Annotated in this window: 20 protein-coding genes; 7 read left to right on the forward strand and 13 right to left on the reverse strand. The window is 67.5% G+C overall.

The genetic code is table 11. The annotated features are described in order from the left end of the window. Nucleotides 1-19: 19 nt before the first annotated feature. The 6 genes from trxB to ACQEVY_RS23750 form a co-directional block, all read right to left on the reverse strand. The gene (gene trxB, locus ACQEVY_RS23725) at nt 20-991 is read right to left on the reverse strand and encodes a thioredoxin-disulfide reductase (protein ID WP_432951501.1); all 972 of its coding nucleotides are present in this window, start codon (nt 989-991) and stop codon (nt 20-22) included. 183 nt (nt 992-1,174) lie between these two features. Then, nucleotides 1,175-2,104, reverse strand: a complete 930-nt coding sequence (locus tag ACQEVY_RS23730; RefSeq protein WP_432951502.1) for a hypothetical protein — start codon at nt 2,102-2,104, stop codon at nt 1,175-1,177. Continuing rightward, complete coding sequence (gene sigM / locus ACQEVY_RS23735) at nt 2,101-2,817, reverse strand: RNA polymerase sigma factor SigM (protein ID WP_432951503.1); 717 nt, start codon at nt 2,815-2,817, stop codon at nt 2,101-2,103. The genes ACQEVY_RS23730 and sigM overlap by 4 nt, the downstream gene beginning before the upstream one ends. A 21-nt stretch (nt 2,818-2,838) precedes the next feature. Beyond that, nucleotides 2,839-4,539: a protein kinase family protein gene (locus tag ACQEVY_RS23740; RefSeq protein WP_432951504.1), complete on the reverse strand. Its 1,701-nt coding sequence runs from the start codon at nt 4,537-4,539 to the stop codon at nt 2,839-2,841. Between the two features lie 117 nt (nt 4,540-4,656). Then, entirely contained in the window at nt 4,657-6,903 is a 2,247-nt protein-coding gene (gene murJ, locus ACQEVY_RS23745; RefSeq protein WP_432951505.1) for a murein biosynthesis integral membrane protein MurJ, read from the reverse strand. Nucleotides 6,904-6,949: 46 nt separating this feature from the next. Then, nucleotides 6,950-9,367, reverse strand: a complete 2,418-nt coding sequence (locus ACQEVY_RS23750) for a DUF6049 family protein (RefSeq protein ID WP_432951506.1) — start codon at nt 9,365-9,367, stop codon at nt 6,950-6,952. 233 nt (nt 9,368-9,600) lie between these two features. Between ACQEVY_RS23750 and ACQEVY_RS23755 the strand changes: the two genes are divergently transcribed. Further along, the gene (locus ACQEVY_RS23755; RefSeq protein ID WP_432951507.1) at nt 9,601-11,067 is read left to right on the forward strand and encodes a CCA tRNA nucleotidyltransferase; all 1,467 of its coding nucleotides are present in this window, start codon (nt 9,601-9,603) and stop codon (nt 11,065-11,067) included. A gap of 114 nt (nt 11,068-11,181) precedes the next feature. Here the strand turns inward: ACQEVY_RS23755 and ACQEVY_RS23760 are convergent, their stop codons facing one another. The 4 genes from ACQEVY_RS23760 to ACQEVY_RS23775 form a co-directional block, all read right to left on the reverse strand. Then, nucleotides 11,182-11,637, reverse strand: a complete 456-nt coding sequence (locus ACQEVY_RS23760; RefSeq protein WP_432951508.1) for an LppU/SCO3897 family protein — start codon at nt 11,635-11,637, stop codon at nt 11,182-11,184. 101 nt (nt 11,638-11,738) lie between these two features. After that, complete coding sequence (locus ACQEVY_RS23765) at nt 11,739-13,019, reverse strand: MFS transporter (protein ID WP_432951509.1); 1,281 nt, start codon at nt 13,017-13,019, stop codon at nt 11,739-11,741. A gap of 77 nt (nt 13,020-13,096) precedes the next feature. Next, the gene (locus tag ACQEVY_RS23770) at nt 13,097-14,179 is read right to left on the reverse strand and encodes an inositol-3-phosphate synthase (RefSeq protein ID WP_432951510.1); all 1,083 of its coding nucleotides are present in this window, start codon (nt 14,177-14,179) and stop codon (nt 13,097-13,099) included. Between the two features lie 45 nt (nt 14,180-14,224). Continuing rightward, nucleotides 14,225-14,908 carry a PadR family transcriptional regulator gene (locus ACQEVY_RS23775; protein ID WP_328770336.1) on the reverse strand — a complete coding sequence of 228 codons (684 nt, stop codon included), beginning with the start codon at nt 14,906-14,908 and terminating at the stop codon, nt 14,225-14,227. A 374-nt stretch (nt 14,909-15,282) separates the two neighbouring features. On the opposite strand from ACQEVY_RS23775, the gene ACQEVY_RS23780 reads away from it, so the two are divergent. Continuing rightward, on the forward strand, nt 15,283-17,991 hold the full coding sequence (locus tag ACQEVY_RS23780) for a transglycosylase domain-containing protein (RefSeq protein ID WP_432951511.1): 2,709 nt from the start codon (nt 15,283-15,285) through the stop codon (nt 17,989-17,991). A gap of 195 nt (nt 17,992-18,186) precedes the next feature. After that, nucleotides 18,187-19,701: a glycosyltransferase family 87 protein gene (locus ACQEVY_RS23785; protein ID WP_432951512.1), complete on the forward strand. Its 1,515-nt coding sequence runs from the start codon at nt 18,187-18,189 to the stop codon at nt 19,699-19,701. 77 nt (nt 19,702-19,778) lie between these two features. Here the strand turns inward: ACQEVY_RS23785 and ACQEVY_RS23790 are convergent, their stop codons facing one another. The 3 genes from ACQEVY_RS23790 to ACQEVY_RS23800 form a co-directional block, all read right to left on the reverse strand. Next, nucleotides 19,779-20,810, reverse strand: a complete 1,032-nt coding sequence (locus ACQEVY_RS23790; protein WP_432951513.1) for an alanine racemase — start codon at nt 20,808-20,810, stop codon at nt 19,779-19,781. 65 nt (nt 20,811-20,875) lie between these two features. Next, entirely contained in the window at nt 20,876-21,997 is a 1,122-nt protein-coding gene (femX, locus tag ACQEVY_RS23795; RefSeq protein WP_328770340.1) for a peptidoglycan bridge formation glycyltransferase FemX, read from the reverse strand. 223 nt (nt 21,998-22,220) lie between these two features. After that, nucleotides 22,221-22,535, reverse strand: coding sequence for a hypothetical protein (locus ACQEVY_RS23800; protein WP_432951514.1), 315 nt, complete (start codon nt 22,533-22,535; stop codon nt 22,221-22,223). A gap of 275 nt (nt 22,536-22,810) precedes the next feature. On the opposite strand from ACQEVY_RS23800, the gene rpsF reads away from it, so the two are divergent. The 4 genes from rpsF to rplI all read left to right on the forward strand — a co-directional run bounded on the left by rpsF (nt 22,811) and on the right by rplI (nt 24,520). Continuing rightward, nucleotides 22,811-23,101 (forward strand): 30S ribosomal protein S6, encoded by a 291-nt coding sequence (gene rpsF / locus ACQEVY_RS23805; protein WP_033321285.1) that lies wholly within the window; start codon nt 22,811-22,813, stop codon nt 23,099-23,101. Nucleotides 23,102-23,179: 78 nt separating this feature from the next. Then, nucleotides 23,180-23,773: a single-stranded DNA-binding protein gene (locus ACQEVY_RS23810; RefSeq protein WP_328770342.1), complete on the forward strand. Its 594-nt coding sequence runs from the start codon at nt 23,180-23,182 to the stop codon at nt 23,771-23,773. 45 nt (nt 23,774-23,818) lie between these two features. Continuing rightward, nucleotides 23,819-24,055: a 30S ribosomal protein S18 gene (rpsR, locus tag ACQEVY_RS23815; RefSeq protein ID WP_003949403.1), complete on the forward strand. Its 237-nt coding sequence runs from the start codon at nt 23,819-23,821 to the stop codon at nt 24,053-24,055. An 18-nt stretch (nt 24,056-24,073) separates the two neighbouring features. After that, nucleotides 24,074-24,520 (forward strand): 50S ribosomal protein L9, encoded by a 447-nt coding sequence (gene rplI / locus ACQEVY_RS23820; protein ID WP_033321283.1) that lies wholly within the window; start codon nt 24,074-24,076, stop codon nt 24,518-24,520. Nucleotides 24,521-24,690 lie beyond the last annotated feature (170 nt).

Consider the following 24,690-nt stretch of genomic DNA (forward strand, 5'->3'; position numbering starts at 1 on the left):
CGGTGAGGTGGTTGGGGGGTCAGACGGTGGTCTTCTCGGGCTCGGCCGCGGATTCGTCATCTGCGAGGGCCGCGAGGAAGCGCTCGGCGTCGAGGGCGGCGGAGCAGCCGGTGCCGGCCGCGGTGATCGCCTGGCGGTAGGTGTGGTCCACCACGTCACCGCAGGCGAAGACACCCTGGATTTTCGTCCGGGTCGAGGGCGCGTCGACCTTGAGATAGCCCTCGTCGTCCAAGTCGAGCTGGCTCTTGAACAGCTCCGTGCGCGGGTCGTGGCCGATCGCGATGAACAGACCCGTCACCGGCAGTTCGGAGAGCTCCCCCGTCTTCACATTGCGCAGCTTCAAGCCGGAGAGCTTCTGGTCGCCCTGGATCTCGGCGACCTCGCTGTCCCAGACGAACTTGATCTTCGAGTCGGCGAACGCGCGCTCCTGCATCGCCTTCGAGGCGCGCAGAGTGTCACGGCGGTGGACGACCGTCACGGACCTGGCGAAGCGGGAGAGGAAGGTGGCCTCCTCCATCGCGGTGTCACCGCCGCCGATCACAGCGATGTCCTGGTCCTTGAAGAAGAAGCCGTCACAGGTCGCGCACCAGGAGACGCCGCGTCCGGAGAGCGCGTCCTCGTTGGGCAGACCAAGCTTGCGGTGCTGGGAGCCCGTAGCGATGATGACGGCCTTGGCGCGGTGCACGGTGCCCGCAGTGTCCGTGACCGTCTTGATCTCACCGGTGAGGTCGACCGCGACAACGTCGTCCGGAACGAGCTCGGCACCGAAGCGCTCGGCTTGGCCCCGCATGTTGTCCATGAGCTCGGGGCCCATGATGCCGTCCTGGAAGCCGGGGAAGTTCTCCACCTCGGTGGTGGTCATCAGCGCGCCACCTGCGGTGACGGCGCCCTCGAACACCAGTGGCTTGAGCGACGCGCGGGCGGTGTAGAGCGCCGCCGTATAGCCGGCGGGCCCGGAGCCGATGATGATCACGTTACGGACGTCGCTCACGGCTTGATTCCTCGTCTCTGACGACTGCTTCGTACGACCGGTGGGAGCCTGTCTCACAACTCTCACCCCACCCAACGGATCCTACGGGGCGTGCATTCCCGACTGTGTCCGGGCACACGCGGCGCCATGCCCGCACGGCGACAACATGGTTGCCATGGACGGGAGTACCGGAGTGGAGCTGGGTCAGCGTCGCTCGTAGGACTGCCGCAGCAGCACCTTGCCGGCCGAGTCCGGGGACTTGGCGACGCAGGCGGAGTCGACGACATAAGCCGTGACCCGTGTGGCGTTGGTGGCGTCAGGCAGCACCACGAGATAGGCCTTCGTGCCCTCGTAGGTGCCCGTCCTGTAGGCGAGAGCGGTTTCATCACGACCGATGCCCTGCTGGATGCACTTGGGCACCTCGACTTTGGGCTCCCGCAGAGTGCTCGGCTCGTCAGAGTCGGACGCGGAACCCCAGGGCGACTGCTCTTTTCGACTGCCGCTGTCCTCGTCTTCGCTGTCGGCGAGGAGCTCCGTGACCTGACTCTCCAGCTTCCCCTCGGTGAAGGTGTTCGCGGCGTTGGCGCGCTCCTGCTCTGGAGTGGTGCCCGGAGTGTCGTCGCCCATCGACTGGAGAAGAAGGCCGCCCAACCCGAGCGCGGCGGCCGTGAACATGGCACTGAGGACGACAGCGCCGCGACGGCCTCGCCGCGTGCGCTTCGTAGTACGCCCCGGTCCGGTGGCAGCGCGAGGGCGTCCTGCGGGACGGTCGGCCGCGGTCGATGTTTCACGTGAAACACGCACGCCGTCGCTCTCGCCTGCCATGAGACGGGAGGCGCCCACGGGCTCCCGGCCGTCCGCAGTATCCGCGTCCGGCTCACTGGCATTCAGGAGTGCCTCCGCGGCGAGAGCGGCATCGATGCGCTCCGCGACGTCGGTAGGCATGCGCGAGGGGCCCGGCAGTGTGCCGAGCATGCCGCGGATCTCTTCCAGCGACGCGTACACGTCGGCACAGAGAACGCAATCCTCCAGGTGCCGACGCACATCTGCCGTACGGGAAGGCGGGAGCAGACCTTCGGTGAGGTCGGAGATCTCCGTGACTTCCGGGTGCCCGGCCGTGTCGGTCGATGTCACGCTCGCCCACCTCCGCCCTTCACAGCAGTTGAATCACTTGGCCCTGCATCCGGTACTCCCGCTGCGGGTGGGACGGATGTCCCCTGCGTGCGGTTCCGTCCTTCGCCCGACTTCTTGCTGTCCTCGCCACCTCCGGCATCCGTACGCAGGTGTCTGAGCAGCGGGAGGAGCCGGGCTCTGCCACGTGCGCAACGGCTCTTGACTGTGCCGGTCGGCACGTCGAGCGCGCGGGCGGCCTCCGCCACGGGGTAGCCCTGCATGTCCACCAGGACGAGGGCGGCGCGCTGATCGGGCGGCAGGGTGCCGAGGGCTTCGAGGAGCTCGCGGTGCAGATCGTTGCGCTCCGCCGGCGCGGACGCCGACTCGTGCGGCTCCAGGAGCTGCTCAAGGCGCTCCGTGTCATCGACGGGAGACGTCTTTCGGGAGGCTGCCTTGCGCGCGCGGTCGAGGCAGGCGTTCACCGTGATGCGATGCAGCCACGTCGTGACGGCCGACTGGCCGCGGAAGGTGTGGGCAGCGCGATAAGCGGAGACGAGGGCATCCTGGACCGCGTCAGCGGCCTCCTCGCGGTCTCCCAGAGTCCGCAGGGCCACTGCCCAGAGCCGGTCGCGGTGGCGCCGCACAAGCTCACCGAAGGCGTCGGGGTCACCCTCGACATGGCGGGCGAGGAGATCCTGATCGCTCGCTCCGTCGTATTCGGCACCGCCTGCCATCGGACCCCCCTCCCCTCAGCTTCAGCTGGTCACTTTGATGTCCGCTACCCGGCCACGGTAGTTACCCTCGTCGGTCAGCGGCAGTTCGGTCAGCCAGATCAAGAGATACCGGGTCTCGATGGACTCGTCGGGCTTGAGCACTCCGGTCGTACCGGATCCTTGGGCGACCTTGGAGAAGGCATTAAAGGATGTCGGCTCCGCGCCCGCATCGCCGGAGGCGGCTCGGAGCTCGACGGACGTGTCGCCCACAAAGGAGACGGTCACCTTCCCGACCTGTTGGACCTTGCCGAGGTCGAGAATGACGCCCACGCCCGACTTCAGACGACCGAAGTCGGCGCTCGTGTAGAAGCTCGTCTCCCAGTACGTGCCTGGACTGCTGTCGTAGGCCTTCTCTATGTCCTCCGGATTCTCGGATCCGTCGGCGCCGAGCGGGTCGAAGGCGCGGGCACCCTGGATGGCGATCGGCTTGCTGGCCGGCTTCTTCGCACCCTTGTCGTTGTCGTCCGTCGTCTGCGTCTTGTCGGTGTCGTCGGACTTCCCACGCTCCATGAGGGCGTCCGCCAACTGCCAACTGCCAAGGCCCAGCGCGGCGATGAGCAACGCGGACACGCCCCACTTCAGGGCCTTGCCGGTACGGCTCTGCAACGGGGGCGGAGGCGACGGCACCGGCTGCGTGACGCCGGACCCCGGTGCCTGACGCCCGTACGAGCCTTGCTGGTACGTGGTGCGCTGGTAGTCCGGCGGCCCAGTGAACGCGGGCTCGGGCGGGCGGATGCGCGGCATCTCGCCGATCGCCTTCACCAGCTCTTCCGGCGTGGTGCACGGCGGTTCCTGGCGGGAGGCCGTAGCACCGTCGTTGACGAGCGCGCGCATCGCGAGTTCCGCCAGACCACGGTGCACTCCGGCGCGCACCTGGTCGGGCGCGATGAGCCCGACGCCCTTCGGCAGCCCGGAGAGGCCGTACGCGTCGTTCTCATACGGCCACCGCTGAGTGAGGGCGGCGTACAGCAGCGCGCCGATCCCTTCCGTGTCGGTGCGCTGCGGGGTGTCGGAACTGATGCCGCGCAGCGCGGCGTTCACAGCGAGCCCGCGGATACGCCACTGACCGGACGAGGAGCGCAGTACCGCGCCCGGCGTCAGCCGCAGATGCGCCAGCCCTTCGCGGTGCGCGGCCGCCATCGCCTGGGAGACCTGACTGACCATCTGATACGCGTCGTGCACCTCCAGCGGGCCGGCGGCCAGAAGTGTCGTCAGTTCTGTGGAGTCGGGCAGCCATTCCTGCACCACGTAGACCAGGTCGTTCTCCTCGACCGCGTCCAGCACTTGGACGAAGCGGGGATCGCCCAGGAGGGCGGCGGAACGGGCCGCCGCCAGGACGGAGCGCGCTCGCGGATGGTCTGCGGGCAGCAGGTGCACGCCGACGGCACGACGCAGCTTCTCGTCCACAGCACGCCAACTGCTGAAACCGTCCAGACGGGTGACGCATTCTTCGAGCCGGTAGCGTCTGGCGAGCTTGTGTCCGCTGTGCAACTCGGGCGGTGAGGTCCTGTCGGGGCTCTCGTCCCCGCCGCTCCCCTGTGCCTCTTCGCTCTCCGAGATTTCCGTGTCCCGCTCCCGGTTCTGGGCCACCCCGTCGGCCGTGGACTGGTCCGCCTTGGCGGTCAGCGGCTCATCACCACTGTTGTCTGCCACGTCGACGGCAGCCGTGCTCCGTTCCGCCACCGTCGTTCCTGCCTCCCCATCCATTGCCCGCTGTCCGACGCCAAAGCCAATTGTGCCCACAGTCCATCGCTATGCACGACACACGGTCCCGGACGATGGTTGTGCGCGTACCCCGCTTCAGCGCCCGAGGCGCCCGCGGACCATGCCGACCATTCCGTTCAGTTCCTCGATGCGCATACGCCGAGCCGCGACGAAGAAGACGCCGAGCAAGGCGATGCCCCCGCCGAGGAGGGCGGCCAGGGAGCCGAGGACACCCTGCCCCAGTCCCTGGGTGATTCCGTAACAGGCCGCGGCGGCCAGCAACGCCGCCGGTACCGAGGCGATGCCGAGCCGGGCGTACGTACGCAGGACGCGAGCTCCGTCCAAGTCACCGCCCAGCCTCTTGCGTAGCCGCTGCCAAGCGACGCCCACGCCGATCGCGTATGCGAGACCGTACGAGGCGGCCATGCCCGCCACCGCCCAGAGGGGCGGCAGGAGGATGTAGCAGAGCGCCGAGGCGCTCGCGTTGACGGCGGCCACAATGACCGTGTTGTAGAAGGGAGTCCGGGTGTCCTCGTACGCGTAGAAGGCGCGCAGCACGACGTATTGCACGGAGTACGGGATGAGGCCGAGGCCGAAGGCCATCAGCATGTAACCCATCTTCGTGGCCGCGTCGGTGCCGGAAGAGCCGAAGATCAGGGTGCACATCGGGATGCCGAGTGCGAAGAAGCCGAAGGCGATGGGCACGATCGCGACGGCCGTGGTGCGCAGGCCCTGGGAGATGTCGTCGCGGACGGCGCCCGCATCGTTCTCCGCGGCCGAACGCGAGAGCCTCGGCAACAGGGCAGCCATCAGCGAGACGGTGATGATGGCCTGCGGGAGACCCCAGATGAGCTGGGCGTTGGCGTAGGCGCTGTAGCCCGTTCCGGGGGTTCCCGTGTCCGTGACCGCAGCGGTGGCCAGCTGGGTGACGACAAGGACGCCCGCCTGGTTGGCGAGGACGAACAGGATCGTCCACTTGGCGAGCCTCGCGGCCTTGCCGAGGCCGTTGCCCTTCCAGTCGAAGCGCAGCCGCAGCCGGAACCCGGTCTCGCGCAGGTACGGAATCATCGCGAGGGCCTGGACGACAAGGCCGAGTAGGACACCGATACCGAGCAGCCGCTGGCCCTCCGGCGGGATGTTCCCGGCGGTCATCCCGGAGTTCGCTGAAGTGCCGTACACCCAGATGAACATGCCGAGCGTCACGATGATGACGATGTTGTTGAGGACCGGAGTCCACATCATCGCGCCGAACTTGCCGCGGGCGTTGAGGATCTGGCCCATCACCACGTGGATGCCCATGAAGAAGATCGAGGGCAGGAAGTAGCGGGTGAAGGTGATGCCGACCTCGTTGGCCGCGGCGTCATTGGCGACGGGCACCGAGATGATGCGGACCAGGAGCGGTGCGGCGAACATCGCGAGCAGGGTCAGCGCGCCGAGCGCCACCATGACAAGGGTCAGCAGACGATTCGCATAAGCCTCACCGCCGTCCTCGTCCTCCTTCATGGCACGCACGAGCTGCGGTACGAAGACGGAGTTGAGGCCGCCTCCCACCGTCAGGATGTAGATCATCGTCGGCAGCTGGTAGGTGACCTGGAAGGTGTCGCCCAGGAGGGCCGTGCCCAGCGCGGCGACGATCAGCGCGGACCGGATGAAGCCGGTGAGGCGGGACACCATCGTGCCCGCCGCCATGACAGCGCTGGACTTCAGCAGACCGGACGCGCGGCCACCGGACTTCTTCGACGCGGCCGTGGGCGCCGATGCGGGCGCGGGCGGCGGAGACTGAGGGGCCGCGGGAGCCGGCTCCGGTGTGGGGGACGGCACACCAGGCGGAGAAGACACACCGGGCGGACGCGCAGGGGGATACGCGCCGCCCTGCTGCTGGTCACGGAAGAGATACGCGAAGGCATCCGGCTCGTGGCGCTGCTCGCCTGCCTGGGTCACCAGGTCGTCCACGCCCACGAACTGGGTCGTACGGGCGTCGTCACCGTAGGGAAGGTGCTGCGTCAGGCCGTCTGGCTCGGGCGCCGGAGTCTGCGCCCATACACGCGGGTCGGGAGCGTGCGGCGACTGCGGCGGCTGGGCGTAGAGCTGCTGCGGCGGGGGGTATGTGCCGGGCGGTGGCGGGGGATGCGCGGCGCGGTCGTACAACGCCTCGTCGACCGGATCCTGGGTGGTGCGATCCCGAACCCCGTAGGGGTCCTGTCCGTAGGCGTCCTGGAGGTACGCGTCGGCGGGGGGCTGTGGCGGCACCTGTCCGGGCTCCGGCGGTCCCTGCGGCGGGTCGTCGGGGTAGCCGGAGCCCCCCGCGCCCTGACCGCGGTCACCGTCGTACGGCGCGTTCATGGTTACCCCACCTCATCGTCCCCGGGCCCACCGGCCACGACTTCGCTCAACGGTCCACTCTCTCACCAGTGCCGGACGGGTCGGTGCTTTCCGGTGCGGTGTCCGGTGAAGGGTCACTCGGCTGCTCCGGGTCGTCTTCCCTGGATTCCACTGGCGACGCCAACGCGGATTCCGCATCGGACGCCGGCCCCGACTCCGGGTGGAACGCCGCTTCACGATCAGCCTCGGCGTCGTCAGCACCGTCGTCCGGCCCTTCCTCGGCCCGCCTGGCGGCCGCGCGCTTACGCTGGGTGTACATCCGGAATCCGGCGAGCACGAGCAGCAGTACACCGCCGGCGATGACGAGCATCACCGTGGGGGTGATCTCGGTGACGCTCACGTCGAACGTGATTTCCTCGCCGTACGGCTGGCCGTCCTCCGTGTAGAGCTGGGCGGTCACCGCGTACCGGCCGTTGGCCCGGCCGTTGGCGGTGAACTTCACCGACTCGCTGTGCCCGCCCGACACCTCCACCCGCTGTTCCCAGTAGGCACGCTCACGCTCACCGATGCTCAGGCGCGACGGATGCTTCGACGTCAGGCGCAGCACCAGATGGTCGACGCCCTGGACGAGGTTGTTCTGCACGGTGATCGGAATCGTGGCGCTGCGGCCCGACAGCTTCGCCTCGGATTTCTTGATCAGTGCGACCTGCTCGGTGAGCTCATCGATATACGCATCCACGCCGTAGCGGTACACGACCTCCTCGGCTTCATGACCGCGCCAGGACGTGGACATCGCCCGGTTCAGGGCGCGCCCGAAGGGGGTGATCACCCGGTCCTCCTCGGTGAGGATCACCCGGAATTTGTTGATCTTCCGCTGAATCTCCTCGATATGCTCGAAGGTTTTCGGCGGCAGTTCCTGCTTGCTGAGCGAGGAGGGGTACTCCGACTCCGAGGGGACCCGCGTGGTGGCGCCGGGGTCGGGCTTGGCCTCGGTGGCCGCGGACAGCTCCGCCGACTCCGACCAGTTCGCGCCCTGGAGGGCTGTGAGCGCCTGCGCCATCGCCTGGGCCTGGCTGGCTGACGGCATGCGCTGCGGGGCGACCACGATGCTGCGCTGCTTCCCAGGCTGCTGCAGGTTGATCATCAGGGTCTGGGCGAGGAATTCCTGCACGGCGAGCGTGGAGTTGCCGGCCACCGCCATGTCGCCCTGGAACGCCGTCGACAGGCGGGCGTCCGCGACCACCGCCGTCGTGCCGCCTCCGATGGGCCGGGCAGCACTGGGGGTGTACGACAGACTGCCGGTCTCCTGGAGGCTGTCACTGCGGGAGATCACCTTGTCGGCGCCGGCGGAGGTGGCGACCTTGACGATCGACGGGTCGATCGCTCCATTCGCGGGCCAGGCGTAGTCCGTGCTCGGCGTCACATGGAGGATCGACTCCACCGTGGTGGCGGCCACCTCTGTGGCGTCCTTGAGGTGGCTCAGCGATCCGGCGACCTTCGTGCCCTTGTGGGCCAACGACGCCAGATCCGGGTCCGCGAAGGGGAGGGCGACGACCTCCTTGCCCTCGACCGCCTTCTCCAGCTCGGCGAGCCACTGCTTGGCGACCTCCTTGTGGGTGCCCGCTGTGGTGGTTTCGGTGCCGGTCCGGATCTCGTAGCCGCCCACCATCGCGACCACGGAGGCCAGGAGGTCCGGATCGATCACCCATGTGACGTCCAGCTCCTTGCCGAGCGTGACGAGCTGCTGCAGCCGACCGCCGGGCGCGAGCTCCGCGGCCAGGTCGTCGTCCTTGAAGACGGGAGTCTGCTGCTCGTTCGAACCTGTCTCGGCCGTCATATGGGGGGTGGAGATCAGGGGCCAGAGGTACGTCGTCCTGGTCTTCGTCTCCGCAGCGTCGGGCTGCCAGGGCAGGAAGGTCCGCTCGATACCGAGAATCCGCTCGTACGGCTGGGCGGCGGTCTCCCCGGTGAGCGCGACCCCGAGCTGATAGACGCCGTCGGCACCGAGTTCCAGCTCGTCGACGGGGACGGAGAGGCTGAAGTTCTGCGGGACACCCGGCGCCAGCTTGGCGAAATCCTGCACGTATGAGCCGCCGACCTCGGTGCCCGCATAAGGGTTGTTCTTCGCGGCCGTGTCGATCGACGAGCGGCCGTTCATCGTCGGTCCCACGCGCAGACCGAGCTGGGCGTCCGTGACCGACTGCTTGCCGTTGTTCGTGATCCGGCCCGAGACAGTGAGCGTGTCGCCGTCCGAGGGAACGCTCGGGTTGAGCGAGTGCAGGGAGATGTCAACCGTCTTGGAGCCCGTGGCGGCGGCCACGGCTGTGTGCTCGGCAGTGCGCTCGGTGGCATCCGCGGACGGCGAGGCGGGCAGCTGGAGAAGGCCGGCCAGCAGAGGCGCTCCGGCGAGCAGTACTCCGGTGCGCCGAAGCCACCGGCGGGCAGGTGAGGCACTCGTCCCCTGGAAGTCTGCCGCCTGGGCCACGCGCTCGTCCGTCCCTCGTCGTCGTCAGTGGTCGTCGGAATGTGCGTCCACGCATGGTAACGATGCGCGCTGAGGGGAAGTGCCGCGGTCCGCCCCACAAGATCGGGGGACCAGGCCGGGCTGTCGCCTATGTGCACGTATTGAGGGAGGCGCCCCAACTGGGATCGGGTAAGCACCTGCGCACACTTAATGGAGGCGCTCACCGTCGCCCGCGCCACGTACCCTTTTCTGTTGTGCCGAACGCCAACGAAGACAATCCCAACGCCCTGAGTCAGGTGCAGCACCGCGCGGTGAGCGAACTGCTGCGGGTGTCCCCCGTCGCCGACGATCTCGCCCGCCGCTTCCAGGAGGCCGGGTTCTCCCTCGCCCTGGTCGGCGGCTCGGTCCGGGACGCCCTTCTGGGCAGGCTCGGAAACGACCTGGACTTCACGACCGACGCCCGCCCCGAGGACGTACTGAAGATCGTGCGGCCATGGGCGGACGCCGTATGGGAGGTCGGGATCGCCTTCGGGACGGTCGGGGCGCAGAAGGAAGCCCGTGTCGGGGACGCTGTTCAGCGCTTCGACATCGAGGTGACGACGTACCGCTCGGAGGCGTACGACCGGACCTCGCGCAAGCCCGAGGTGTCGTACGGCGACTCCATCGAGGAAGATCTGGTACGCCGCGACTTCACGGTCAACGCGATGGCTGTGGCTCTTCCGGAGAAGGAGTTCATCGACCCGCACGGTGGGCTTCGTGACCTGGCGGAGCGTGTGCTGCGTACCCCGGGCACTCCTGAGGCGTCCTTCTCCGACGATCCACTGCGGATGATGCGGGCCGCCCGCTTCGCCGCGCAGCTCGACTTCGAGGTGGCACCGGACGTCGTCGCCGCGATGAAGGCCATGGCCGAGCGCATCGAGATCGTCTCCGCCGAGCGGGTCCGGGACGAGCTGAACAAGCTGATCCTCTCCGCGCATCCACGCAAGGGACTGACGCTGCTCGTCGACACCGGACTCGCCGCGCATGTGCTGCCCGAGCTGCCCGCGCTGCGTCTGGAGCGTGACGAGCACCACCGGCACAAGGACGTCTACGACCACTCGCTGATCGTCCTCGAGCAGGCGATCGAGCTGGAGGAGGACGGTCCCGACCTCACCCTCCGACTCGCCGCGCTCCTGCACGACATCGGCAAGCCGCGCACGCGCCGCTTCGAGAAGGACGGCCGGGTCTCGTTCCACCACCACGAGGTGGTGGGCGCCAAGATGACCAAGAAGCGCATGACGGCCCTCAAGTACTCCAACGATCTCGTGAAGGACGTCTCGCGACTGGTCGAGCTGCACCTGCGCTTCCACGGCTACGGCACCGGGGAGTGGACGGACTCGGCGGTCCGCCGCTACGTACGGGACGCAGGCCCGCTCCTCGACCGCCTCCACAAGCTGACGCGCTCCGACTGCACCACGCGCAATAAGCGCAAGGCCGCGGCGCTCTCCCGTGCGTACGACGGCCTGGAGGAGCGCATCGCCCAGCTCCAGGAACAGGAGGAACTGGACGCCATCCGGCCCGACCTCGACGGCAACCAGATCATGGAGGTCCTCGGTGTCGGCCCTGGCCCAGTTATCGGCCAGGCGTACAAGTTCCTGCTGGAGCTGCGCCTGGAGAACGGGCCGATGGAGCAGGATGCGGCGGTGTCAGCGCTCAAGGAGTGGTGGGCCGCGCAGAGCTGAGTCGTGAAACGCGGCCACGTTTCACGTGAAACATGGCCCGACACGACTGGATCCGGATACGCCGAGGGCCGTTGTTTCACGTGAAACAACGGCCCTCGCGCGTCAGACGAGCTTCTACTTGGCGGGGTACTCCGACAGGCAGAGGGTGAACTCGCTGCTGCCACCGGTCTCGGTGTACTGGGCGTACTTGGTGCGGTCGCAGCTGGAGTCGTCGGTCTTCTTCTGCTCGACCTTGTACGCGGCCTTGGAGTCGCCGCAGTCCACGACCTCGAGCTCCGGCTCGGTGGTGCTCTTCGGGTTGCCGACGCTCATGCAGTCGCCGACCTTGGCGGTGGCGGCGTCGTCCCGGCTCGCGATGAAGCCGATGCCCGCGGCGATGACGGCGGCAACGACGACCGCGATGCGCACGTAGAACTTGACTCCGCGCTTCCGCTGCTGGGGCGGGACCGGGGCGTACGGCGCGTTCGGCTGCTGCGGGTAGCCGGGCTGGCCGGGGAACTGAGGCTGGCCCTGAGGTGCCGTCTGGCCCTGGGCGAACGGGTTCTGGCCTTGGGGCGGCGGAGTGGTCACTTGTGGGTCCCCCTGGAACGTTGGGTGCGCGGAGCGCGAGATAAGACCCACGTAAGTTATCGGCCACCACTGACAACTCAGTGCCTCGGAGACGCTCTGTGTCACTGATGTGACACTCGACGCCGTTCAAAGCGGGCCATAGACGCAGCAACTGCCGCGTAGACAACGGCCACCGTGACCACCAGGTGGACTGAGCGGCCGTCAGGAGGCAGCATCAGGGCGGCCACCCCGGCGGCGCCGACGAACGCGACGTTGAACAGCACGTCGTACACGGAGAAGATCCGGCCACGGAAGCCGTCGTCGACGGACGACTGGACCACGGTGTCGGTGGCGATCTTCGCGCCCTGTGTGGTGAGGCCGAGGACGAAGGCCGAGATCAGTACGGGCACTTCGGTGAACGACAGACCGAGCGCGGGTTCCAGGACCGCGGCCGAACCGGCGCAGACGACGATCCAGCCGCCCGGCCCGAGCCGCCCGGCCGCCGTCGGGGTCACCACCGCCGCCACGAAGAAGCCGGCCCCGGAGATCCCCACGGCAAGGCCCAGGAGGGCGAGCCCGTCGTCGTCCGAGCCGGACGACCAGGCGTACCGGCAGAGCATCAGCACCATGACCGTCAGGGCGCCGAAACAGAACCGCATCAGCGTCATCGCGGTCAGCGCCCAGGCGGCCTCACGGCGTGCGGGCTCGGCCAGATGGCGCACACCGGCCACCAGGCCACGTGCCGTACCCGCCAGGGCCGCCTTCAGATGCGGCTGCACCAACTGCTGGTCGGGACCCAGCAGTTCTCGCGCCATACGCAGCGAGGCGAGTGCCGCGCACAGATAGAGCGCCGCTCCGACGAGAACGACCGCGGCGTCGGAGTCCGAGATGACGAGACGTACGACGAAGGCGATCCCGCCGCCCGCGGTCGCGGCGAGCGTCCCGGCCGTGGGCGACAGGGAATTGGCCATCACCAGGCGCTCGGAGTCGACGACACGCGGCAGCGCGGCGGACAGACCCGCTAGGACAAAGCGGTTGACCGCGGTGACGCTCAGCGCGGAGGCGTAGAAGAGCCAGTCCGGGACACCGCTCACGATCAGCACGGCCGTCAGAGAGGCCAGCAGCGCCCGCAGGAGATTCCCGTACAGAAAAACCTGCCGACGTCGCCAGCGGTCCAGCAGCACGCCCGCGAAGGGGCCGACGAGCGAGTACGGGAGGAGGAGCACCGCCATCGCCGAGGCGATCGCGGCAGGCGAGGTCTGCCGCTCCGGCGAGAAGACGACGTACGTGGCGAGCGCGACCTGGTAGACACCGTCGGCGCCCTGGGACAGCAGCCGTACGGCGAGCAGGCGCCGGAAGTTCCGGAAGCGCAGGAGTACGCGCAGGTCACGTACGACAGCCATGGGGCCCAGCCTCACATACGAGGAGGGTCCCCGGGCGTACGACCCGGAGACCCTCAACAGCCGTCTCAGCGAAGCTCTTAGCGCTCGACCTCGCCCTTGATGAACTTCTCGACGTTGTCCCGGGCCTCGTCGTCGAAGTACTGGACCGGCGGGGACTTCATGAAGTAGCTCGACGCCGAGAGGATCGGGCCGCCGATGCCGCGGTCCTTGGCGATCTTCGCGGCGCGCAGGGCGTCGATGATGACGCCCGCGGAGTTCGGGGAGTCCCAGACCTCGAGCTTGTACTCCAGGTTCAGCGGGACGTCACCGAAAGCGCGGCCCTCGAGACGGACGTACGCCCACTTGCGGTCGTCCAGCCAGGCCACGTAGTCGGACGGGCCGATGTGGACGTTGTCCGCGCCCATGTCGCGGTCGCGGATCTGGGAGGTGACGGCCTGGGTCTTGGAGATCTTCTTCGACTCCAGGCGGTCCCGCTCGAGCATGTTCTTGAAGTCCATGTTGCCGCCGACGTTCAGCTGCATCGTGCGGTCCAGGACGACGCCCCGGTCCTCGAACAGCTTTGCCATGACGCGGTGCGTGATCGTGGCGCCGACCTGCGACTTGATGTCGTCGCCCACGATCGGGACGCCGGCCTCGGTGAACTTGTCCGCCCACTCCTTCGTGCCGGCGATGAAGACCGGAAGGGCGTTGACGAAGGCGACCTTGGCGTCGATGGCGCACTGGGCGTAGAACTTCGCCGCGTCCTCGGAGCCCACCGGGAGGTAGCAGACGAGGACATCGACCCGCTGGTCCTTGAGGACCTGGACGACGTCGACCGGGGCTTCGGTCGACTCCTCGATGGTCTCGCGGTAGTACCTGCCGAGCCCGTCCAGGGTGTGGCCGCGCTGCACGGGCACACCGGAGTTCGGGACGTCGCAGATCTTGATGGTGTTGTTCTCGCTGGCACCGATGGCGTCCGCGAGGTCGAGGCCGACCTTCTTCGCGTCGACGTCGAAGGCGGCCACGAACTCGATGTCACGGACGTGGTAGTCGCCGAACTGGACGTGCATCAGACCCGGCACCTTGCCCGCCGGGTCGGCGTCCTTGTAGTACTCGACGCCCTGGACCAGCGAGGCGGCGCAGTTGCCCACGCCGACGATGGCTACGCGAACCGAACCCATTCCGGTTGCTCCCTGTGTGTACTCGGTGAAAGTCCTGAGCGGACTTCACGTGTCGGTGTCGTCGGACGGATCCGGCCGGGAGGTGTCCCCGTGCCGGGGCAGGCCGCCCGACTCTCCAGATGTGCTGTCGTGCTGAGCGGAGCCGTCCGCGGCGGGACGCCGCTGGTCCCGTCCGGCCCGCTCGCTCTCGATGAGCTCGTTCAGCCAGCGCACTTCGCGCTCCACGGACTCCATCCCGTGCCGCTGGAGCTCAAGGGTGTAGTCGTCGAGGCGCTCCCGGGTGCGTGCCAGGGAGGCGCGCATCTTCTCCAGGCGCTCCTCGAGACGACTGCGGCGGCCTTCGAGGACCCGCATACGTACATCCCGCGACGTCTGCCCGAAGAAGGCGAAGCGAGCGGCGAAGTGCTCGTCCTCGTACGCGTCGGGACCCGTCTGCGAGAGCAGCTCCTCGAAGTGCTCCTTACCTTCCGCCGTCAACCGATAGACGATTTTGGCGCGGCGCCCTGCGAGTGGAGCGGCAGGTGCTTCATCGCGGGCACCCCCCGATTCCTCGATCAACCAGCCGTTCGCGACCAGCGTCTTGAGGCAGGGGTAGAGCGTCCCGTAGCTGAAGGCACGGAACACCCCTAGTGAGGTATTGAGCCGTTTACGCAGCTCATAGCCGTGCATCGGGGACTCGCGGAGCAGGCCGAGTACGGCGAACTCGAGGATCCCGGAGCGCCGGCTCATGGTCGCCTCCTCTCAGCAGAGTCTTGCCGTGACGGTCGTTATGCCGAGCTGATGTATCGACTCGATACATCAGCACGATAGAACGGCCATCCGTACGCGACAAGAGGGGGCACGGTGAGCGGCGTCACATCACCGATTCGTGGGAAGCAAGTTGCCTGTTTTGGGGTGGCCTTCGGCCCTCGGTAGGTTTTGCCGGTGCGTAGTCTGTGCGCCATGCACATCACCGGGAACCAAGTGACGTTTGGGGACGTCCTCGTCCTCGGTGCAGTACGGGTGAATGACAGAACGACCGCATCCGTACTTCGGGGGGACCGGGAAACCAGCCGCCGTTTCCAGGCGCGCAAAGGTGCGCCTGCCCGAGGAGTAACCGTTCGATGAGCGAGCACCGTCGCAAACCGCCGCAGCCGCAAGGTGGCGGACGTGCCGCGGCCCGACGCGGCCTTACCAGCTCGTCCTCCGGTCGCCGCGCGGCACCGCGAGGCGCCACCGGGTCTCCTTCCGCCTCCTACGGCTCGGGAGGCGAGGAACGGCCGTACGGTGGCCGAGCAGAGGCCCGAAGGGCCGCCCAGAGAAGTACGAGCGGCGGTGGCCGGCGCAGAGCGGCCGACGGCGCGGGACGCGGCGGCCACGGTGGTGGCGGCCGCGGAGGCGGTCCCGTCGGGCCGAACGGGCCCGGGCGTGGCAGGGGCCGCGGGGCCGAGCCGCCCAGGAAGCGCCTCATCGACTATCCGCGCGCGGGCAAGTACGGCGCTGCGCGCTGGGTGCCCTCGTGGAGGCTTGTCTCGGGGTTGTGCATCGGCTTCTTCGGCAGCCTGGTGGCCGTTGCGGGCATCGGGTACGCCATGGTGAGCGTTCCGAACGTCGCCGAGGCCGCGACGGCGCAGAACAACGTCTACTACTGGTCTGACGGCACCGAGATGGTCGCCACGGGTGGTGAGACGAACCGCCAGATCATCAACCTCTCGCAGATTCCCAAGGCGATGCAGAACGCCGTCATCTCCCAGGAGAACAAGACCTTCTACGACGACAGCGGCATCGACCCGAAGGGCATCACCCGCGCCGTACTCACCATGGCCCGGGGCGGTGAGACGCAGGGCGGTTCCACGATCACTCAGCAGTACGTGAAGAACGCGATGCTGAATGACCAGTCGCAGACGCTCTCGCGGAAGTTCAAAGAGATCTTCGTCTCTGTCAAGGTGGGCACCACCGAACCCAAGGACACGATCCTCGAGGGCTACCTGAACACCGGTTACTACGGTCGCGGCGCCTACGGAATTCAGGCAGCGGCACGTGCTTACTTCAACAAGGACGCCGTCAAGCTGAACGCGGGCGAATGCGCCTTCCTGTCGGCGACCCTCAAGGGCGCCACCTACTACGACCCAGCGGGTTCGACCGCCATCGACCCGGCTGCCACGTCCGACGCAAACAAGAAGCGGGCCCTCGCGCAGATGCAGGACACGCTCGACAAGATGGTCGAGTACGGCCACCTGTCGGCAACGGAGCGAGCGAAGTACACGAAGCTCCCCAAGACCGAGAACCCGCGGTCGAATGCCCAGTTGAGCGGGCAGACCGGCTACCTCGTCGACCTCGCCAAGTCGTACATCGTCAACAACAGCGAGAAGACCGGGATCACGGCCGACAGGCTTCAGCAAGGCGGCCTCGAGATCCACACGACCTTCGACAAGAAGATGGTCAACCAGCTCGAAGACGCGGTGAAGAAGGTCCAGAAGGAGAACATCAAGCCGAAGGAGCGTCCCGACACGGACACGCACGTCCAGTTCGGCGGCGCCTCGGTGGACCCGAAGGACGGCGCGATCAAGGCCATCTACGGTGGCGAGGACGCGACGAAGCACTTCACCAACAACGCCGACCAGACCGGCGCCCAGGTCGGGTCGACGTTCAAGCCGTTCGTGCTGGCGTCCGCGATGCAGTGGGGTGCGCGCAATCCCGACGGCGACCCGATTCAGGCGCAGGACGAGCGGACGATCGTCTCGCCCGAGAGCTTCTACAGCGGCAAGAACAAGCTCAAGATCGAGGACTACGACGGCACCGTCTGGCAGGACAACAAGGGCAAGGTGTGGCTGCAGAAGAACGACGGCGGTGAGTCGTACAACGCCCCGAGCTACCGGATCGACCTCCGCGAGGCAATGAGGGTCTCGGCGAACTCCGCCTATGTGCAGCTCGGCATGGACGTAGGACTGGACAAGGTCAAGGAGGCAGCGGTCAACGCGGGCGTCCTGGAGGGCAGTCTGGCCAGCGCGAACTACCCGTCCTTCTCGCTCGGCACATCCGACCCGAGCGCGATCCGTATGGCAGGCGCGTACGCCACTTTCGCGGCCAGCGGCCAGCAGAACGATCCATACTCGGTCAAGGAGATCGAAGACAAGGACGGAACGGTATTCAGGCACGCGGACGTCGCCAATCCTGAAACGGCCTTCACCTCCCAGGTCGCCGACAACGTGACCGACGTTCTGAAGACCGTCGTGGAAGACGGCACTGGTACCGCTGCTGCGCTCGGTGACCGTGAGGTGGCGGGCAAGACCGGTACCACCGACGGCAACAAGTCCGCCTGGTTCGTCGGCTACACCCCGCAGCTCTCGACCGCGATCTCCATGTACCGCATGGATGACGACGAGAACAGCAAGAAGCGCGAGTTCCTGGAGATGTTCGGGACGGGTGGCCAGAAGAAGATCCACGGTGCCTCGTTCCCGGCCGAGATCTGGCACGACTACATGGACGACGCGCTCAAGGGCAAGCCCGCGAAGGAGTTCCCGACGCCCGAGCCCATCGGTGAGGTCGTCAACGACATCCCGGTTCCGACTCCGACGCCGTCCGCCCCTGAGCCCGAGCCCGAGGATGACACCCCGACGCCGAGCCCGACGCCCAGCGAGCCGACGACCAGTCCCACGCCCTCGCCGAGCAACACCTGCGAACCCTTCGACTTCGAGTGCAACAACACCGGTGGCGAGGACAACGGTGGTGCTGACAACGGCGGAGTCGACGGGGGTGTGAGCGCTTCGCCGACGGAGTCCGATCCCCCCGGGAACAACGGCGATAACAACAATGGGGGCATCTTCGGGTAGGGCACGTAGTAGCCGTCACTGTGTGTGTTTCACGTGAAACACGCTGTTTCACGTGAAACAAGGGCCGCCGCACCGACAGGGTGCGGCGGCCCTTGTTGTAGCGGCCGCTTGTCGTACACGGGGCGAGGGCCTTCAGCCATGCGACCGGCCACAGCGGCTCGACGACGCAGCACACTCTCAGCTACGTACGGCAGGATGGTCGGCATGCCCAGTGCAGAGACGAAGCGAGCCAGCTCGCACGAGCCGGACACGGTACGGCCGACCAAGGAGGACGCGGTCGCCGCAACCGGCAGCGAGCTGATCGGTGGCCCCATCGGACGCCGCGCGCTGCTCGGCACGTCCTGGTGGACCCCTGTACGTGTCATCGCGCTCGTCGCGATCGGCATGTTCGCCCTTGGCATGGTGCAGAAGCTGCCGTGCTACGACGGCGCCTGGTTCTTCGGGGCCAGCTCGCAGTACACGCACGCGTGCTACTCAGACATCCCGCACCTCTACCAGGGCCGCGGCTTCGCCGAGGGGCTCGTGCCGTACTTCGACAAGCTCAGCGGCGATATGGAGTACCTCGAATACCCGGTCCTGACCGGCGTGTTCATGGAGGTCGCCTCCTGGCTGACACCGGGCAGCGGCAGCATCCAGGAGCAGGCAAAGATCTACTGGATGGTCAACTGCGGGATGCTGATGGCGTGTGCGGCGATCATCGCCGTCTGCGTCACCCGCACCCACCGCCGGCGGCCCTGGGACGGTCTGCTGGTCGCCCTCGCACCCGCCTTCGCGCTTACCGCCACCGTCAACTGGGACCTGCTGGCCGTCGCCCTGACGGCCGCCGCGATGCTGATGTGGGCGCGGGGCCGCCCGTTCGCCTTCGGCGTCCTCCTGGGCCTTGCCACCGCCGCCAAGCTCTATCCCTTCCTGATCCTCGGTCCACTGCTCGTGCTGTGCTGGCGCGCGGGCCGGTGGCGGGAGTTCGGCACCGCGCTGCGCGGCGCGGGGGGCGCCTGGCTGATCGTGAACCTCCCCGTGATGCTGCTCGCCCCCGAGGGCTGGTCGAAGTTCTACACATTCAGCCAGGAGCGCGGCGTCGACTTCGGTTCGTTCTGGCTCGTCCTGTCCCATCGCATGGACAGCCCGCCCACCACGGACACCGTCAACACGCTCGCCCTGGTGCTGATGCTGGTCTCCTGCCTGGGTGTGGCGGGACTCGCGCTGACCGCCCCGCGCAGGCCGCGCTTCGCCCAACTCGCCTTTCTGATCGTCGCGGCCTTCATCCTCACCAACAAGGTCTATTCACCCCAGTACGTGCTGTGGCTGATCCCCCTCGCCGCGCTGGCCCGCCCCAAATGGCGGGACTTCCTGATCTGGCAGGCGTGCGAGGTCGCCTACTTCCTCGGGATCTGGATGTACCTCGCGTACACGACCAGTGGAGACGCCCACAAGGGACTGCCGACCGACGGCTATCACGTCGCCATCGTCATCCACCTGTTGGGGACGCTCTACCTGTGTGCCGTCGTCGTACGCGACATCCTCATGCCGGAACGGGACGTGGTACGCCGGGCCGGGGACGACGACCCGACGGGGGGCGTACTGGATGGCGCGGAGGACCGCTTCGTACTGGGCGCCGCAGCCCATCCGCGGCGGCATGCGGCGCACTTCGACAGGCCGCAGGTGGAGTGGGGTCACCGCGGGCCGTCGGTCGGCGGCGGTTCGCCCTGAGCGAACAGGGCGTAGGGGAACCACAGAGAAGGCCGTACACGGATTCCGTGTACGGCCTTTCCGCTGAGGTTCGGTGGTCAGCGCTCGACGACCCGGTCGAACTGCGTGGTGGTGTGGCGCAGATGGGCAACGAGTTCCTCGCCGACTTTCGGTTCCGGGGCGTCCGAGGGCACGAACAGGATCGAGACCTGCATGTGCGGAGGCTCCGCGAACCAGCGCTGCTTGCCGCCCCAGACGAACGGCGAGAGGTTCCGGTTGACCGTGGCGAGGCCGGCCCGGGCGACGCCCTTGGCGCGCGGCATGACGCCGTGCAGGGCCTTCGGGGCCTCCAGGCCCACCCCGTGCGACGTACCGCCCGCCACGACCACCAGCCAGCCGTCAGAGGCGGCCTTCTGCTGGCGATAGCCGAAGCGGTCGCCCTTGCCGACGGGAGTGACGTCCAGGACGGCTCCGCGGTACTCGGTCGCTTCGTGGTCCCCCAGCCACAGCCGCGTACCGATGCGGGCGCGGAAGCGGGTCTGCGGGAACTGCTGTTGCAGCCGGGCGAGTTCCTCGGCCTTCAGGTGGCTGACGAACATGGTGTGCAGCGGCAGCCGGGCCGCGCGCAGCCGGTCCATCCAGCCGATGACCTCCTCGACGGCGTCCGATCCGTCGGTGCGGTCCAGCGGCAGATGGATCGCGAAGCCCTCCAGCCGTACGTTCTCTATGGCGGCGTGGAGTTGGGGCAGGTCGTGCTCGTTCACACCGTGCCGTTTCATCGAGGACATGACCTCGATGACGACGCGGGCGCCCACGAGGCCGTAGACCCCGTCGATCGACGACACGGAGCGGATCACGCGATCGGGCAGCGGCACGGGCTCCTCGCCCCGCCGGAACGGCGTCAACACCAGCAGGTCACCGCCGAACCAGTCCTTGATCCGGGCGGCCTCGTACGTCGTCCCGACGGCCAGGATGTCCGAGCCCAGCCGCGTGGCCTCGTCCGCCAGCCGCTCATGGCCGAAGCCGTAGCCATTGCCCTTGCACACAGGGACGAGTCCGGGGAACTGCTCGGACACCTGCTTGTGGTGCGCCCGCCAGCGTGCGGTGTCGACGTAGAGCGTGAGCGCCATGGCCGGACCTGGAACCTTTCTCGTGGCTGCGGTGTATCAGAGATATGAAGGCGAATTCTGATGCGTCAGCGGCGCGACATGTAGATGTCGAGCGCCTTGTGGAGCAGCTTGTTGAGCGGGAAGTCCCACTCACCGAGGTATTCGGCGGCCTGGCCGCCCGTGCCCACCTTGAACTGGATGAGGCCGAAGAGGTGGTCGGTCTCGTCCAGCGAGTCGGAGATGCCCCGCAGGTCATAGACCGTGGCACCGAGCGCGTAGGCGTCGCGCAGCATGCGCCACTGCATCGCGTTCGAGGGCCGGACCTCACGCCCGATGTTGTCCGAGGCGCCGTACGAGTACCAGACATGCCCGCCCACGACCAGCATCGTCGCGGCGGACAGGTTCACACCGTTGTGCCGTGCGAAGTACAGCCGCATGCGGTTGGGGTCCTCGTTGTTGAGGGCTGTCCACATGCGCTGGAAGTACGAGAGCGGGCGGGGCCGGAAGTGGTCGCGTACGGCTGTGATCTCGTAGAGACGCTGCCACTCTTCAAGGTCCTGGTAACCGCCCTGGACGACCTCGACGCCCGCCTTCTCGGCCTTCTTGATGTTGCGCCGCCACAGCTGGTTGAAGCCCTTGTGGACGTCCTCCAACGACCGGTTGGCCAGCGGCACTTGGAAGACATAGCGGGGTTGTACGTCGCCGAAGCCGGCCCCGCCGTCCTCGCCCTGCTGCCAGCCCATGCGACGCAGCCGGTCGGCGACCTCAAAGGCGCGCGGCTCGATGAAGTCGGCCTCGATGTCGCGGAGCCGCTTCACGTCCGGATCCTGGATGCCCTTCTTGATCGAAGCGGCCTCCCAGCGCCTGATGATGACCGGCGGGCCCATCTTCACGGAGAAGGCGCCCTGCTGCTTGAGATGCGCGAGCATCGGATCCAGCCACTCGGTCAGATTTGGCGCGAACCAGTTGATGACCGGGCCCTCGGGCAGATAGGCGAGGTAGCGCTTGATCTTGGGCAGCTGCCGGTACAGCACAAGGCCCGCCCCGACCATCTCGCCTGTCCTGTCGTCGAACCATCCGAGATTCTCGGCGCGCCACTCCGCCTTGACGTCTGCCCAGGCCGGGACCTGCATGTGGCTCGCCGCGGGCAGGCTCTGGATGTACGCCAGATGCTGCTCTCGACTGATGGTCCTCAGGGTCAGGCTCATACGGGGCGCTCCTCGGGCTGGTGTGTCCCCATGGGTACAGGGGCTCCGGCTCTCGCGCCGAAGCCTACTGCGCCCTGCGAGCGCCCCGTCTGGCCGTACGGAACCTGGGCCCGACCGATACGCGGCCGGAGCGTCTTGAGGTGTTATCCGGCTGTAGGGCCGGGTGTTGGGAAGGTCGTGGGCCTGTGGTCGCCGCGCCTGTCCGGACGCGCCGGGGAGTCGCTCAGTCGATGACTCCGCCGAAAAGGCCGCCATGTGCCATGCCGAGGAAGAAGCCGACCCCCGCCGCACCGAGACCCAGCACCAGCCCGAAGCGCTGCCGTGTCGTCTCGGAGACGAACTGCCCGCTTGCCCCGGTGATGATTCCCACCAGACCCGCCCATGAGCTGACCAGATGGAGGTCGTCGAACAGCCCCGTGGTGAAGGCCGTCGCGCCGAGCACCAGCGTCACGGCCAGCAGCGTGTCCTGGAGCGGGTGGGGCTTGTGGTCGGTGGCGAACAGGGATCCGGCGATGTTGGGTCGCGATGTCTGTGCCATAGGGCACCTCCTGCGGAAAGCGGCGCATCGTAGCGCCATGCACACCCGATGTGTACAGATTGGCGGCCTCCACCCCCGGATTTCAACCGGAAGCCGGTGTCCGGGTAGTCTGTACCGTCTGCACCGGTGTCTGCCCAGGCCATGACGCGACTCCCACTCAGTTCACTGAGTGACGGGCCCGATTGTCAGTGGTGGCCGATACCGTTGCGTACGCATCACAACCCTCCTGCCACGGAACGACCGTGGCCGCCGAGTCCAAAGGAGGTGGGTTCCACATGCGTCACTACGAGGTGATGGTCATCCTCGACCCCGATCTCGAGGAGCGCGCTGTCTCCCCACTGATCGAAAACTTCCTCTCTGTTGTCCGTGAGGGCAACGGAAAGGTGGAGAAGGTCGACACCTGGGGCCGTCGTCGTCTCGCGTACGAGATCAAGAAGAAGCCCGAGGGTATCTACTCGGTCATCGACCTGCAGGCCGAGCCTGCGGTCGTCAAGGAGCTCGACCGCCAGATGAACCTGAACGAGTCGGTCCTCCGGACCAAGGTCCTCCGCCCCGAGATGCACTGAGCTCTCCCGCTCAGTTGATCTCGGGCATCGAGTAGCAGCACAAGCAGCCAGCAGCAAACCCGCCGAGAGGTTCCCCCAATGGCAGGCGAGACCGTCATCACGGTCGTCGGCAATCTTGTCGACGACCCCGAGCTGCGCTTCACCCCTTCCGGTGCGGCGGTCGCGAAGTTCCGTGTCGCGTCCACTCCCCGCACCTTCGACCGTCAGACCAACGAATGGAAGGACGGCGAGAGCCTCTTCCTGACGTGCTCGGTCTGGCGTCAGGCGGCGGAGAACGTCGCCGAGTCGCTCCAGCGAGGCATGCGCGTCATCGTGCAGGGCCGGCTGAAGCAGCGGTCCTACGAGGACCGTGAGGGCGTCAAGCGCACGGTCTACGAACTCGACGTCGACGAGGTCGGCGCGAGCCTGCGCAACGCCACGGCCAAGGTCACCAAGACCACCGGCCGAGGCGGCCAGGGTGGTTACAGCGGCGGTGGCGGAGGCGGCCAGCAGGGCGGCGGCTGGGGCTCAGGCCCCGGTGGCGGTCAGCAGCAGGGCGGCGGCGCTCCCGCCGACGATCCCTGGGCGACCGGTGCGCCGGCCGGCGGCGGCCAGCAGGGTGGCGGCGGTGGCGGCTGGGGCGGAAGCTCCGGCGGCTCCGGCGGCGGCTACTCGGACGAGCCCCCCTTCTAAGGGCGGGTTCGCACCCACACTTCTTGATCACACAGGAGATACACCATGGCGAAGCCGCCTGTGCGCAAGCCGAAGAAGAAGGTCTGCGCTTTCTGCAAGGACAAGGTCACGTACGTGGACTACAAGGACACGAACATGCTGCGGAAGTTCATTTCCGACCGCGGCAAGATCCGTGCCCGCCGCGTGACCGGCAACTGCACGCAGCACCAGCGTGACGTCGCCACGGCTGTCAAGAACAGCCGTGAGATGGCGCTGCTGCCCTACACCTCCACCGCGCGATAAGGGAAGGGTGACCGACACATGAAGATCATCCTCACCCACGAGGTCTCCGGCCTCGGCGCCGCGGGCGACGTCGTCGACGTCAAGGACGGTTACGCTCGCAACTACCTGATCCCGCGGAACTTCGCGATCCGCTGGACCAAGGGCGGCGAGAAGGACGTCGAGCAGATCCGTCGTGCTCGCAAGATCCATGAGATCCAGACCATCGAGCAGGCCAACGAGATCAAGGCCCGCCTCGAAGGCGTCAAGGTCCGCCTGGCCGTCCGCTCCGGCGACGCCGGTCGGCTCTTCGGTTCTGTCACCCCGGCCGACATCGCCTCGGCGATCAAGGCTTCCGGTGGCCCCGAGGTCGACAAGCGCCGCATCGAGCTGGGCTCGCCGATCAAGACGCTGGGCGCTCACGAGACGTCCGTGCGTCTGCACCCCGAAGTTGCCGCCAAGGTCAACATCGAGGTCGTCGCTGCCTGAGTGCTGCGATCGCTGAAGCAGTGTGGGGCCGTGCCTTTCGGGGTGCGGCCCCACATGCTTGCCCGTCGGCTGTTGGCTGGCGGGTCCCTCGGCGGCGGACGTGTCGGTGGCGGGGAGGCATGGAGAGCATGTTTCACGTGAAACGGCGTGCATCAGTCCCCGAGTTGGTC

This window comes from Streptomyces sp. CA-288835 (assembly GCF_050936385.1).
Taxonomy (GTDB): domain Bacteria; phylum Actinomycetota; class Actinomycetes; order Streptomycetales; family Streptomycetaceae; genus Streptomyces.